We start from the raw sequence: 13,584 nt of genomic DNA, 5'->3' as shown, positions 1-13,584 counted from the left end.
CGCTGGGCGCGTAATCGCAAGGGGCTGAACGATTTGGGTGAAATGTTCAATCCGAGATCGGGTGTAGAGTTCGCGGCCATGGGGGTCGACACCACCGAACTGAGTCCCGTCGAGCAGACGGCGCTGCTGACCGTGTACGCCAGGGCGCTCGACAGTCGCCGGCCACAACCGATCCTCGGTGACACGCTCGCCGACGAGGTGGTGGGCAAGATCGACTACGACTTCGCCGGCCTCGGTGTGCAGACCGGCGTGGTCTGCCAGACTGCGCTGCGCGCAAAGATGCTCGACGACCGGATACGCGATTTCGTCGGTCGGCATCCGGACGCCGTGGTGGTCGATCTCGGGGCGGGCCTCGACAGCGGTTTCTACCGGGTCAGCCCACCTCCGTCGGTGGACTGGTACAACGTGGACTTGCCGGGAATCTTGGCGGTCCGCGCCGAAGTTCTACCGGCCCACCCACAGGTGCGTCGGGTGCCCGTGTCCCTGGCCGACAATCGTTGGGCCGAGAGCATCCCGGGCGACCGGCCGGCCATGCTGGTGGCCGACGGGCTCTTCGCGTTCTTGCCCGAACACACGATCGTCGACGTTTTTCGCCGTCTCACCGAGCGCTTCCGGTCCGGCGAACTCGCGTTCAACGACTACGGCGGCATCGGGTTGGCCAGCCGGGTCGCGATCAAGCTGGCACCGCAGAAGATGTTCAAGGATGTCGGAACCCAGTGGGGCTATGCGGGTTTCAAGGATGCGCGTCATCCACAGACCTGGAATCCGCGGATCAGGTTGATCGAGGAGGCCAGCCTGGCGCACCAACCAGAGGTCGACCTCTTCCCCGGCTGGATACGTGTCGCGACGAAGCTGATGGGGCGGACCAGATCCGGGGCGCGCAAGGCGCGGATTCTCCGCTACGCGTTCTGACTCGGTTCCACGTTCACCGGCGCGAATACCGACACACCGTTGTCGCACCCGTGTCGGACGCTGGGGCCATGAACGAGAACACGAACACGGTTGGTACGGACCCGGCTGCTGCGGACGCGGCGCTGGCGGTGTGGTTGCAGATGTGGAACGGAGATCCTGAGATCGCGCGTCGGATATGCAGTGAGGATTTCCGGATCCACTTCTTGGTCTCCGAGTCGGATGGGTCCAACCCGGGCGACGCCGTGCTGGGCGCTCACAGTTTCGCCCGGTTCCTGCATCGGTATCGCGAACAGCATCCGGATGTGGTGTTCACCGAGGTGGCGCGGGCCGTGGACGGCGCGCACGGGCGGATGTTGTGGAACATGCAGGCCCGGGACATTGCTGCGGGCGGCATCGACGTCTTCGACTTCACCGAGGATGGACTGATCCGCGAGGTGTGGTCGGTGAACGGAACACGCGTGCACCTGACCTGAGGCGGGGGAGACTGACACCATGCGCAGGGCTGAGCGGTTGTACGCGCTGGTCGATCTGCTGCGGGGATCGCGCCGGCCGTTGTCGGCCGCTCGGCTCTCGCAGGAGTTCGAGGTGTCCAAGCGCACGGTCGAACGTGACATCCGGTCGCTGCAGCTCGCCGGGGTCCCGATCTATGCCGACCACGGCGCGTCGGGCGGGTATTCGATCCTGCGGGAACACTCCCTGCCGCCGCTGAATCTCACGGTGCCGGAGTCGCTCGCGGTGCTCGCGGGGCTCGGCCTGCTGGAGACCTCGCCGTACGGGGCGGCGGCGCGGCGGGCACGGGCCAAGGTTCTCGCGATCAGCCGGGAGGATCAGCTCGCACAGGTCGGTCAGGCGTTGGCGTCGATGTTCGTCATCGACGCGGCGTCGCCGTCGGAGGCGGCCATCTCGCTGATTCCCGAGGCGATCGCCGCGCGCCGGGTCGTACGGTTGGACTACACCTCCGAGGACGGCGGGACACACACCCGCCGTGAGGTGGAGCCGATGGGCCTGCTGCGCGGAGGTGATTCATGGATGTTCGTGGGATGGTGTCGGCTGCGGGAAGGCATCCGCGGGTTTCACCTGGATCGCATCCGCAGCCTGGATATCGCGGACGAGGTCTTCCCGGAGCGAGATCCTGCGGTGCTGGAGGAAGATCTGTCACGTTGGCGCACTCGGCGGCTCGGGTGAGCCACCAGCAGCATTCTGGTCACTCGCCACGAGCGCGCCCGGCGCATTCCCGGCCGGCCGCGCAGATGAGCTCGGCCGAACGTAGATAGCCGCAACGGTGCGCGTAATCGGTGAGCAGCCCACGTAAAGCGCGACGGCCGCGGTGGATTCGCGACATCACCGTGCCCAGGGGCATCCCGGTCATCTGGGCAATGGCCTTGTAGGGCAAGCCTTCCACGTCGGCGAGGTAGACGACCGTGCGCTGCGCCTCGTCGATATGGTGCAGCGCGGCCGTGATCTGGTTGTGCGGCAGATGTTCGAGCGCGGCGACTTCGGCCGACGCGCAGGTCGCCGAGCCGCACGGCCAATCGTGCGCCAGTTGATCGTCGGTGATGCGGCCGGTCAGGCTTTCCGTCGGACGGCAGCGGCGGGCACGGTAGGTGCTGATCCACGTGTTGGTCTGGATGCGGTAGAGCCAGGCACGGACGTTGCTGTCGGGACGCAGCCGCCCGAAGCCGGCATAAGCCCGCAGCAGCGTTTCCTGTGTCAAGTCCTCGGCGTCGGCATCGTTGCATGTCAGCTGGCGTGCCTTTCGCAGCAAGGCATACGCGTAGGGCATCACCTCCCGTGCGAAGCACTCCGATGTGCTTGCTGCGCAGGTGTTCTCGGTCGTATCGGAGGTCGCGGCTGCGACAGGGTTGGTGGGCATCTCATTCCTTGCTCAGCTGCGGCATCGAGACGCGGTCGATGCGGATCGATCGTTCGGGCGCGGCGCCGGGGACGCTTGCTCACCGTCGGCGCACCACATGAGTGTCTCAAACATGGGATGAATTCAGTGAGCTCCGTCGTGTGGCCTTGCTTACCTTCACGAGGGCGTACCGACGTGGATTGGTCTGTGCAGCATCGCCTTTGACGGCAAGGTGACAACCGCCGTCCCCGCCGTACTCGATGCCCCCGCACTGCGGTGACGATGACCGACCGACTACTGGTGGTGGCGCGACCGGGCACCCGCGTCCGCGGATGGCATGCCGAACTGTGGGCGCCGGCCGGGCCCCAAGGGCTGTATGGTCCGCGCGGCTTCGCGCTGGATCACCATCTGCAGCAGGTCCTCGAGGGAAGCGCGCTCGCCGTCATCGTGCAGAACGGTCATCCAGGTTCGCAGGGCGTCGATCGTCACGGCGGGCAGGCGGAGGCGGTGCTCGATCACCGCACGCAGCGACAGGGCAATGGCGGAACGGAAGTGCCGGCATCCCAGGGCGACGTAGATGGCGTGCCGGTCCATGTCGGGCAACACCGGCGGCAGCAGGTCGGCCAGACGCCACGCCAGCTCATCGGCGGTCACGGTGTTGTTCCCGGTCGGGTTGTCAGGTACCGAGATCGAGCGATGCCGGTCACGATGAAAGCGCATACGTACCCCTGGGTGATCTGCGTCGCCTGAGGTCCTCCCAGGCCCGGCGTTTTCGTCGGCGCTACCGGACGCGACTATCCCTGCCCTTGCCGGGCGCGTTCGCGTAGAAGGTACTTCTGCGTCTTGCCGGTGGATGTTTTCGGTAGGTCACCGAAAAAGACGTGCTTGGGCGCTTTGAAACGCGCGAGGGTGGACCGCACGTGATCGATGATGTCGTCGGCCGTCGCCTCACAGCCCGGCTTGAGTGTGACGTGCGCGGCCGGCACTTCACCCCACTGAGCATCCGGTACACCGATGACCGCAACGTCGAGGACGGCCGGATGTTCCATGATCGCCAGCTCGACCTCTACCGAGGCGATGTTCTCTCCACCTGAGATGATCACGTCTTTGCTGCGATCACGTAGTTCGATGTATCCGTCGGGATGGCGCACACCCAGGTCGCCGGTTCTGAACCAGCCGTCTGGTGCCGCCGATTCGGTGGCTTCCGGGTCGTGCAAGTACCCGAGCATCACGTTGTTTCCGCGCAGCGCGATCTCGCCGATGCTGATGCCGTCCGGCGGCACGTCGGTGCCGGCGCCGTCGAGAACGCGAATATCGCAGGAGATCATGTTCGCGACGCCCTGCCGGGCCTTCATCTTTGCGCGCGCGTCAAGATCGAGCTCATCCCATTCGGGGCGCCAGTCGCAGATAGCGGCAGGTCCATAGGTCTCCGTCAACCCGTAGAGATGTGTGACGTCGAATCCGAGTGCCGTCATGCGCCGTAGGATCGCCGGCGAGGGCGGTGCGCCGCCGGTGGCGACCCGCACCGGGATGCCCTGAATGGTGTCCGCCATGTCCGCGTACGCCAGCATGGACAGCACCGTCGGAGCGCCGTTGAGGTGAGTGACACCCCGCTGGCGGATCAATCGCCAGATCTCGGCGGGGTCGACCTTGCGCAAGCACACATGGGTGCCGGCCGCGGCTGCGACGGCCCACGGGAAGCACCATCCGTTGCAGTGAAACATCGGGAGTGTCCAGAGATAGACGGAGGATGGGGACAATCCGGTGTGACCGACCATGGCCAACGCCTGCAGATACGCGCCACGATGAGAGTACATGACGCCCTTGGGTTTTCCCGTGGTCCCCGATGTGTAGTTGACGGACAGCAGCTCCATCTCGTTTCTCGGTGTGCGACGTACCGGTGCGGCTGCCGTCAACATCTGCTCGTAGTCTCCGTGCCGGTCATCGTCGGCGCGCACCAGGATGGGTGGCGTGCTCATCTGGGTGCACACGCGTTCGACGACCTCCGCGTGAACCGGGTCATAGACCAGTACGGACGTCTCAGAGTGGTTGAGCATGTAGGCAATCTCGGTTGCCGAGAGCCGTGTGTTGAGTGCGATGAGTGGGGAACCGGACCACGGCACACCGAAATGGGCTTCCAGCAGAACATGCGAGTTCGGTGCCAACACCGCGACGGGCCGGCCCGCCGACAGCTGCGCCAATGCCCCGGCGAGCTGCGCGGACCGTTGATTGAGCTCTGCGTACGTCCATTGGTGTTCGCCGTCGACCACGGCAAGTCGGTCTCCATGACAGCTGGCCGCCCGATCGAGGTATGCGGTAGGTGTCAACGGTTCGTAACTCATCGACGGAGGTTGCACAAATTGGCCACTGGTGTTCATCGCGGCGTCGCTCCTCGGGATCGATGGCGTCGGGACCGACCGGCGCAGCACCGGCTGGTGTGCGGCCGAGTGAACACCGTCGTACTCCATCGGGCAACGGACGTCGGTGAGATCGCGCAATCTGCCAACACTGCCGAGTGGCGGGTGTCCACCCGTGGGCAGATCGATCAGCTTCGGGTCCGGTCGATGAGGTCGTCGAGCAGCGGGGTGATCCGGTAATCGACCAGTTTTCGCATCACCAGTGACGTGGTGGTCTGCTCGACACCGTCGATGTCCAGGATCTGCCCGGCTATCCGGTAGAGATCATCGGCTTCGCGCGCCACCACATGGACCATCAAGTCGGTGACGCCGGCCAACCCGTGCACTTCGATCACCTCGGGGACCTGCTCAAGGGACGCGGCGATGCTGGCTAGTTTGCGCTGTGTCACCCGGGTCAGGATGAAAGCGGTGAGCGGGTATCCGAGTGCGGCAGGATCGATCCGGCGTTCGAGCGAGCGCAGTACGCCCTGGCTTTCCAGCTTGCCCAGCCGGGCTTGCACGGTATTGCGGGACAGCCTGGTGGCATCGGCAAGGGCGATCACGGTTGCCCGCGGATCGTCGTTGAGCGCCCTGATGATCCTGGCATCGATCGCGTCGACACGCGTTTTGTTGGTCACAATGCCCATCCTGACGACACCCGAGTGCCGGCTGATGAGCAGATTGCATATCCGTCACGGTGCTTGTTGCGCATACGTGGCGCTGATGGTCCACTCAAGATGACTTTTTGCACGAGCGAACCGTACCTCGGCTGACGATTCGTCACCACGATGTCGGGTCCCTTATCCAGGGTTCCCGCACGAGCAGGCTCGCAGACTCACGACCTGAGTCCAGTGCAGCGACACCGTTTCCACCCCTCGCTCACCGACAAGGATGCTCGATGCCCGGCCACGTCGCAGTGCACAACACTGCCCACCATGTCGACACAACCGCGACGCCGCTTCACGAGATCGAACGGCGGGTCCTGTGGTTGTCGACCGCGATCATTCACCACGCCAACAGGATTCGACCCAACACCAGCGGCATGAAGGTCGGGGGGCACCAGGCGTCCAGCGCTTCCATGGTGTCGATCATGACGTCCCTGTGGTTCGAACACCTGCAGCCCGGCGACCGGGTCTCGGTCAAACCGCACGCCTCGCCGGTTCTGCACGCGATCAACTACCTCATCGGTGAACTCGACGCCTCCTATCTGCCCAGGCTGCGGGAGTTCGGCGGTCTGCAGTCCTACCCCAGCCGCACCAAGGACCCCGATCCGGTCGACTATTCGACCGGATCGGTGGGAATCGGTGCCACCGCACCGATCTGGGGTGCGATCGCACGCCGATACGTCGACACGCAGATCGGCGCGGTCGGCAAGGGCAGGCAGTACTCGCTGGTCGGCGACGCGGAGCTGGACGAGGGTGCGGTGTGGGAGGCGATTCTGGACCCGTCGGTGGCCGACTTGGGCGAGATCGTCTGGATCATCGACCTCAACAGGCAATCGCTGGACCGGGTGGTGCCGAATATCGCCGCCGGACGGTTGGAAGCCATGTTCACCGCTGCGGGATGGCAGGTCATCACCGTCAAGTTCGGCGCCCTGCTGGAGTCACTGTTCGCCCGTCCGGGCGGTGCCGCGCTGCGCAACAGGATTCTGGACATGCCCAATCCGGAGTATCAGCGGTTGTTGCGGTGCAGCGCAGACGAACTCCGTCAGCGACTGCCGGGATCGGGTTCCGACGCGCCGGCCATCACCGCTCTGGTGGCCGAGTTGGAGGATGCCGACTTGCTCCAGGCGATCCGTAATCTCGGCGGTCACGATCTTTCCGCGCTGCGTGCGGCGTACGGGCAGATCGACGACACGCGCCCCACGGCGATCATTGCCTACACGATCAAGGGCCGAGGGCTCCCGACTCAGGGACATCCGCAGAACCACTCCTCGTTGCTCACCGCCGAGCAGTACGAACAGCTGGCCACCGAACTCGGTGTGCACGTCGACGAGCCCTGGCCGCGATTCGACCCCGACACCCCGGCGGGCCGGCTCTGTGTGCAGACGGCGCTGCGGCTCAAACGCGAACCGGTGCAGATGATCACCCCTCCACCGATACCCGGCGACCTCGGCCGCACCCCTTCAGGTACCGCGACCACGCAAGCCGCATTGGGGCGCGCGCTGCTCGATTTGAGCCGGCAGGCGCCGGAGGCTGCCAAGCGCGTGGTGACCGTCAGCCCCGATGTGAGCTCCACGACGAATCTGGCCGGCTGGCTCAACAAGGTCGGTGTGTGGTCTCCGAGCGAACGGCGCAACTGGTTCGACGACGATCCCGAAACCATCATGCACTGGCGTGAACGGCCGAGTGGTCAGCACATGGAGCTGGGCATCGCCGAGACCAATCTGGTGGGGCTGATGGGGGAGCTCGGCGCCACCTGGAGCCGGTGGGGACAACCGCTGCTGCCCATCGGCGTGCTGTACGACCCGTTCGTCGAGCGCGCTTTGGAACCGTGGTCGTACGGGATCTATGCCGGTGGCCAGTCGATCCTGGTCGGCACCCCGTCCGGCGTGACGTTGGCCGCAGAAGGCGGCGCCCACCAGTCCATCAAGACACCCTCCATCGGCCTGGAACAGCCCGGCTGCGTCAGCTACGAGCCGGCGTTCGCCATCGACGTCGAATGGACGCTGCTGTCGTGCATCGGCCGCCTCGGGCGTCCCGACGGCACGTCGGCCTACATCCGCTTGTCGACCCGACCGGTGGACCAGTCACTGGCCGCGGTCCCGGAGGATGCAGCGGGTCGGGAACGCCGTCGCCGCCACGTCCTGGCTGGGGGATACGTGCTGCGCCGGGCCGCTCAGCCGGCGCTGACGCTGGTCGGGATGGGCGCCGTGATGACCGAGACCCTGGCCGCGGCCGACCGGCTCGCCCAGCAGGGTGTCGAGGCCGACGTTGTCTGCGTCACCAGCCCCGGCTTGTTGTTCGAGGCGTTGCAGGCCCGACAGGGACGCGGCGACGGACCGACATGGATCCTGGATCAGCTGTTCCCGGCGGGCCGGGCCGCACCGATGTTGACCGTGCTCGACGGCCATCCGCACACCCTGGCGTTTCTTCCCGCAGTCAACGGTGTCGCGGGAATTCAGCTGGGCGTCAGCAGATTCGGTCAGGTCGGCTCGTTGGAGGACGTGTATCGGTATCACGGCATCGACACCGACAGCATCGTCGGTGCGGCACTCGATCTGGTGGGGACGGTGTGACATGAGCACTGCCGACAGTGAGATTACGGTGACGCTGCCCGGTCTGGGCGAAGGCGTCACGGAGGCGACCGTCACCCGATGGCTCAAGGCGGTGGGTGATCCCGTCGAATCGGACGAAGCACTGCTCGAAGTGGCCACCGACAAGGTCGACACCGAGATTCCGGCTCCCACAGCCGGCGTCTTGGTGCAGATCGTCGAACCCGAGGATGCCGTCGTGGCGGTGGGTGCCGTCGTCGCGAGACTCGGCATCGCGGCCCCGACGAGCGCGGATACGCCGGCGTCGGCACCGCCCCCGCCCGTGCCGGCTCCGGCACCCGACCCGGCTCCGGCGCCGGCGACGGTGGACGCGGTCAGCCCCGCGGTCGAGCGCCCGGCGCCGGCCGCGCAGCCCGACCCCGGTGCCGGGGTCGACCGGGTGGAGAAGCTGCCACGGATTCGCCGGACGATTGCGCGCCGAATGGTGGAATCACTGCACACGGCAGCACAACTGACCACGGTGGTCGAGGCCGACCTCACGCTGGTCGCGATGCGGCGCGCGGAGATGAAAGAACAGTTTCATGAGCGGACCGGTGCTCGGCTGTCCTATCTGCCCTTCATCGCCGTGGCCGCGGTCGATGCGCTGGCCGAGCACCCCATCGTCAACGCCACGGTGAACGCCGATTGTTCTGAGGTGACCTACCACGGCTCAGTGCATCTGGGAATGGCGGTGGACGGCCCGAAGGGCCTCATGGTGCCGGTCATCCGTGGTGCGCAGCACCGGGGTGTCGTCGAGATGGGTACGGCCATCGCGTCGGCGGCCGCGGCCGTGCGCGACGGATCGATAGCGCCGGATGACCTGAGCGGTGGCACCTTCACCATCACCAATACGGGGAGTCGAGGGGCATTGTTCGACACTCCGATCATCAACCAGCCGCAGTCCGCAATCCTGGGCGTGGGTGCTGTGACCGAACGGCTTGTGCCCGAGCGCGACACCGATGGTGCCTTGCTCATCCGCATCCGGCCCATGGTGTACCTGTCCCTGACCTACGACCATCGGCTGATCGACGGTGCCGACGCGGCGCGCTACCTGACCTCGGTCCGGACTCGCTTGGAGTCGGGGTGAAGCGGAGTGCCGGCCAAGGCCGCCGCCTCCGCATCGGAGTCCACCACAGCCGCCCATCGCTGAAGGAGAACCCATGGCTCGACCATCGTTCAATCTGTTCACCCTGCCGGAGGAGCACCACGACTTGCGTACGGCAGTCCGTGGGCTTGCCGAGAAGGAGATCGCTCCGCACGCAGCAGATGTCGACGCGAACTCGCGGTTCCCGCGGCAGGCGCTCGATGCGCTGACTGCCTCGGGTTTCAACGCGGTGCACGTGCCCGAGCAGTACGGCGGTCAGGGTGCCGATTCAGTGGCGACCTGCATCGTCATCGAAGAGGTGGCCCGCGTCGACGCATCGGCGTCCCTGATCCCGGCCGTCAACAAGTTGGGCACCATGGGGTTGATCCTGCACGGCTCCGAGGATTTGAAGAAGCGGGTGCTCCCCGATCTCGTCAACGGGCGACTGGCCTCGTATGCGCTGTCCGAACGCGATGCGGGCAGCGACGCAGCCGGGATGCGAACGCGCGCCAGGGCAGACGGCGACGACTGGATCCTCGACGGCACCAAGGCATGGATCACCAACGGGGGAGAATCGACGTGGTACACGGTGATGGCGGTGACCGACCCCGATAAGGGCGCCAATGGCATCTCCGCATTCGCGGTCCATATCGATGACGAGGGCTTCACCGTCGGCGCCAAGGAGCGCAAGCTCGGCATCAAGGGCTCACCGACCGTCGAGTTGTACTTCGAGCACTGCCGAATCCCGGGGGACCGGATCATCGGCGAGCCGGGCACCGGCTTCAAGATGGCGTTGGCAACGTTGGACCACACCCGCCCGACCATCGGAGCACAGGCGGTCGGCATCGCCCAGGGCGCCTTGGATGCCGCGATCGAGTACACACGGGGCCGGAGACAGTTCGGGCGGGCGATCAGTGATTTTCAAGGAGTGCAGTTCATGCTGGCTGACATGGCGATGAAGGTCGAGGCGGCACGGTTGATGGTGTACAACGCCGCAGCCCGCGCCGAGCGAGGCGAAGACGGCCTCGGATTCATCTCGGCGGCGTCGAAGTGCTTCGCCTCGGATATCGCGATGGAGGTCACCACCGACGCCGTCCAGTTGTTCGGCGGCGCCGGTTATACCGCCGACTTTCCGGTCGAGCGGATGATGCGTGATGCCAAGATCACGCAGATCTACGAGGGCACGAACCAGATCCAGCGGGTGGTGATGAGCCGCGCGCTGCTGAATTGACCGAATCAGATGTGCGGTCGGGTGGATGCCGTCAGCGCGTGATAGGCGGCGGTGGACATGGTGGCGATGATCGTCTCGTGGTCGAGCCCCTTGTGCAGCGTCGCGGCTGCGTTGAGCATCGAGAAGACGGTCTGGGTCAGTAGCCGCACCGCCGGGTCCGACAAATCGGGGCGCAGCACCGACACGACCGAGATCCATTCTTCGGCATAAAGATTCATGGCGCGACGGATTCGTCGTCGATCCGCCTCGGGAAATGCGTACTCGTTCTTGAGGAAGATCAGCGGGGTCGGAGGTCCTTCCACGACGCTGCGGATATGGAACTCCACCATGGCCGTCAGCGCGGCGTGCGGATCATCCTGTTCCTCGGCAACCTTGCGGGCGAACTCGTGCAGCGATCCGATGGGATTCTCCACGACGGCGATCAGCAGGGCCTGCTTGTTCTGGAAGTGACGATACAGACCTGGTGCCGAGATGCCCGCCTTCGCACATACCATTCCGACGGTGACCGAATCATAGGGATGCTCCAGGAAAAGCTCGGCCGCGACCTTCAACAGGAGCTCTCGCCGAGAACCCCTGGCGGATGGTCGGTCTTCAGTCATGCTCGTCACGATATCCCGCTCGCCCGCGCCGTTCGGTGGTGCGCCAATCTGCATCACTCGAACGGGCGTCATCGAAGTGTTCAGTTACCGGATATTAACATCGATGCGCGGATCAGGGCATGAGCGCGGTCGCGTCGACGAAGGCCGCGCACGTCGGGGCCGGCGGGTGCCGGGCAGAAGCGGTATCCGTTGACACCGACCACGCGACAGGATTATGTTAATCGATATTCACTTCGTGGCGGTGCTGCCGGTTCTCGGTCAATCGACTGCCGACCATCGACGGAGCGCCTCGACCCGCGCTGACCGAAACTGTCCGTCAAAACCTCGCTGAGAAGCCGATCTGAAGGGTGAGAATTCCGCTATGACACCGTCGGGTACCGGTAGAAGTGGTGGTAGTCCGGTGCTTTCGGCGCTGACGGACTTCGAGGCCGTCGATCGGACCTTTCCGCAAATGCTCTGCGACCGGGAACGAGTCGAGCCGGACACCGTCGCCTTCCAGAGGTGGGCCGGTGGTGCGATGCGCCCGACCACCTGGCGCAGCTATCTCGACGAAGTCCGCGCGATTGCGCTCGGTCTGCACGCGTTGGGCATCACCGCGGGTGACCGCGTGGCCATCCTGGCCGGCCCCCGCCCCGAATGGGTGATCGCGGCGCTGGCCATCCTGAGCGTCGGAGGCATCCCGGTCGGTGTCCACCAGACCAGTTCGCGCCCAGAGGTCCGGCACGTCCTGGAAAACAGCGGAGCCACCGCGATTTTCGTCGAAACCGGCGACGACGCGGCCAACGTGGCGGCGCTGGGCACCGATCTCGAGCAACTCCGGATCGCCGTCGGGCTGGAGGCAAGTCCGACGTTCGCAGCGGGCGGTCTGGACGTCCACACCTGGCAGCAATTGCGCACCGATGGCCGCCGGCTGGCCGCCGCGGACCCCATGCTCTTCGAGAAGCTGGTCGAGGCCGGCGACGTCGACCAACCGGCGGGACTGTTCTACACCTCCGGCTCAACGGGCGCGCCCAAGGGCGTCACGCACACCCACCGGACCATCCAGTACTCCGTGCTCGGCTTCGCCATGTCGTATCCCGAGATCGGGCGCACCCGTCACGATCTCGTCGGCTTCCTCGGGTTGTCACACGTTGCCCCGGCTCTCATCGCGGTGTACACGCCGATCATGACCCGACTGGTCGTCACCCACTGCAGCATCGAGGAACGGCTCCCAGCGCTGATCGGCGTGCGGCCGACCGCGGTGCTGTGGCCTCCACGCATGCACGAGAAGCTGGCCGCCGAGGCGCTGCAGGCACTGTCCGGTACCGGCCGGGCGTTCCGATTCTGCTACCGCCTGGCGATGTCGGTGGCCCGGCCGGTCAGCGCACGGCGCTGGCAGCAACGCGAACTGCCCTGGTATCTGCGGGCTGCCGACGCGGTCGCCCGCACAACGGTATTCGCCCCGCTGCTGGCGAAGGTGGGCATGGACCGCATCGAGGTGACCTGGACGGCCTCGGGAAGCATGACCCCCGATGTGGCGGCGCTGTGGCACATGTGGGGCCTTGACCTACGAGAGCTGTTCGGCACCACCGAAACGTGCGGATCGGTGCTGGCGCAATGGGATCGGTCCTTTCCGGCGCCTGGCACCATCGGCAAGTGTCTGCCGGATCCGCGCTGGCAACTGCGGGTTTCCACCGAGGGGGAACTGCTGCTTCGCAGTCCCTCCTTATTCGTCGGCTATTGGCAGAATCCCGAGGCGTCCGCGGCGGCCAGGTCGGACGGTTGGTACCGCACCGGGGATCTGGTGGAGCTCGCACCCGACGGCGAAGTGCGGATCATCGGCCGGTTGAAGGATGTCCTGAAGACCAGCGGCGGCAAGATGGTGAGCCCGCAACCTATCGAGGTGCGCCTGAAGGCCAGCCCGCTCATCGACGACGCCATCGTCGTGGGCGACGGACGCAAGTATCTCTCGGTGTTGTTGTGCGTGAGCCACGAGGCCAAGAGGCTGACCGCACGGGACCGGGACCACGCGCTGAGCGCGTTGCTCGAGGAGGTCAACGCCGAGCTCGCGCGACCCTGTCAACTGAAGAAGTACCGGGTCCTTCCGCGCGAGCTTTCGGCCGCAGCCGGCGAGCTCACGGCCAAGGGCACCATCCGGCGGGCAGCCATCCTGGCGGCGTTCAGCGATCTCGTCGACGAGATGTATGACGCCGGAGATCTCGACGCGATCGCCCGCGAGGCCCGCTATGCGGGACCGAACCGCAAGCGGTAGGTCACG

At 65.8% G+C, this 13,584-nt stretch carries 12 protein-coding genes; 7 read left to right on the top strand and 5 right to left on the bottom strand.

The window, feature by feature from the left end:
- The first annotated feature begins 78 nt into the window (after positions 1–78).
- From BN977_RS18530 to BN977_RS18520, 3 genes are all read left to right on the top strand, one after another.
- Positions 79–912 carry a class I SAM-dependent methyltransferase gene (locus BN977_RS18530; protein WP_036400538.1) on the top strand — a complete coding sequence of 278 codons (834 nt, stop codon included), beginning with the start codon at positions 79–81 and terminating at the stop codon, positions 910–912.
- 68 nt (positions 913–980) lie between these two features.
- Entirely contained in the window at positions 981–1,385 is a 405-nt protein-coding gene (locus tag BN977_RS18525) for a nuclear transport factor 2 family protein (protein ID WP_036400118.1), read from the top strand.
- Positions 1,386–1,404: 19 nt separating this feature from the next.
- A complete protein-coding gene (locus tag BN977_RS18520; RefSeq protein WP_036400115.1) occupies positions 1,405–2,097 on the top strand; it encodes a helix-turn-helix transcriptional regulator in 693 nt (230 codons plus the stop codon).
- Positions 2,098–2,116: 19 nt separating this feature from the next.
- Here BN977_RS18520 and BN977_RS18515 read toward each other — a convergent pair whose 3' ends face one another.
- The 4 genes from BN977_RS18515 to BN977_RS18500 all read right to left on the bottom strand — a co-directional run bounded on the left by BN977_RS18515 (position 2,117) and on the right by BN977_RS18500 (position 5,807).
- Positions 2,117–2,785, bottom strand: coding sequence for a sigma-70 family RNA polymerase sigma factor (locus BN977_RS18515; protein WP_051561643.1), 669 nt, complete (start codon positions 2,783–2,785; stop codon positions 2,117–2,119).
- A 273-nt stretch (positions 2,786–3,058) separates the two neighbouring features.
- Complete coding sequence (locus BN977_RS31500; RefSeq protein ID WP_131590161.1) at positions 3,059–3,418, bottom strand: hypothetical protein; 360 nt, start codon at positions 3,416–3,418, stop codon at positions 3,059–3,061.
- A 140-nt stretch (positions 3,419–3,558) separates the two neighbouring features.
- Entirely contained in the window at positions 3,559–5,106 is a 1,548-nt protein-coding gene (locus tag BN977_RS18505; RefSeq protein ID WP_036400529.1) for an AMP-binding protein, read from the bottom strand.
- A gap of 203 nt (positions 5,107–5,309) precedes the next feature.
- A complete protein-coding gene (locus BN977_RS18500) occupies positions 5,310–5,807 on the bottom strand; it encodes an Lrp/AsnC family transcriptional regulator (protein ID WP_036400112.1) in 498 nt (165 codons plus the stop codon).
- A gap of 251 nt (positions 5,808–6,058) precedes the next feature.
- On the opposite strand from BN977_RS18500, the gene BN977_RS18495 reads away from it, so the two are divergent.
- The 3 genes from BN977_RS18495 to BN977_RS18485 all read left to right on the top strand — a co-directional run bounded on the left by BN977_RS18495 (position 6,059) and on the right by BN977_RS18485 (position 10,728).
- Positions 6,059–8,398 carry a thiamine pyrophosphate-binding protein gene (locus tag BN977_RS18495; protein ID WP_036400109.1) on the top strand — a complete coding sequence of 780 codons (2,340 nt, stop codon included), beginning with the start codon at positions 6,059–6,061 and terminating at the stop codon, positions 8,396–8,398.
- Position 8,399: 1 nt separating this feature from the next.
- Complete coding sequence (locus BN977_RS18490) at positions 8,400–9,500, top strand: 2-oxo acid dehydrogenase subunit E2 (RefSeq protein WP_036400107.1); 1,101 nt, start codon at positions 8,400–8,402, stop codon at positions 9,498–9,500.
- A 73-nt stretch (positions 9,501–9,573) separates the two neighbouring features.
- On the top strand, positions 9,574–10,728 hold the full coding sequence (locus BN977_RS18485) for an acyl-CoA dehydrogenase (protein WP_024454490.1): 1,155 nt from the start codon (positions 9,574–9,576) through the stop codon (positions 10,726–10,728).
- Between the two features lie 5 nt (positions 10,729–10,733).
- On the opposite strand, the gene BN977_RS18480 is transcribed toward BN977_RS18485, so the two are convergent.
- On the bottom strand, positions 10,734–11,399 hold the full coding sequence (locus BN977_RS18480) for a TetR/AcrR family transcriptional regulator (RefSeq protein WP_227456775.1): 666 nt from the start codon (positions 11,397–11,399) through the stop codon (positions 10,734–10,736).
- 328 nt (positions 11,400–11,727) lie between these two features.
- Here BN977_RS18480 and BN977_RS18475 point away from each other — a divergent pair, with 328 nt between their 5' ends.
- The gene (locus BN977_RS18475; RefSeq protein WP_234709633.1) at positions 11,728–13,578 is read left to right on the top strand and encodes an AMP-dependent synthetase/ligase; all 1,851 of its coding nucleotides are present in this window, start codon (positions 11,728–11,730) and stop codon (positions 13,576–13,578) included.
- The last annotated feature ends 6 nt before the right edge of the window (positions 13,579–13,584 follow it).

This window comes from Mycolicibacterium cosmeticum, assembly GCF_000613185.1.
GTDB lineage: Bacteria > Actinomycetota > Actinomycetes > Mycobacteriales > Mycobacteriaceae > Mycobacterium > Mycobacterium cosmeticum.
The sequence above is the reverse complement of the archived record's forward strand: the minus strand, read 5'-3'. Positions and strand labels throughout refer to the sequence as shown.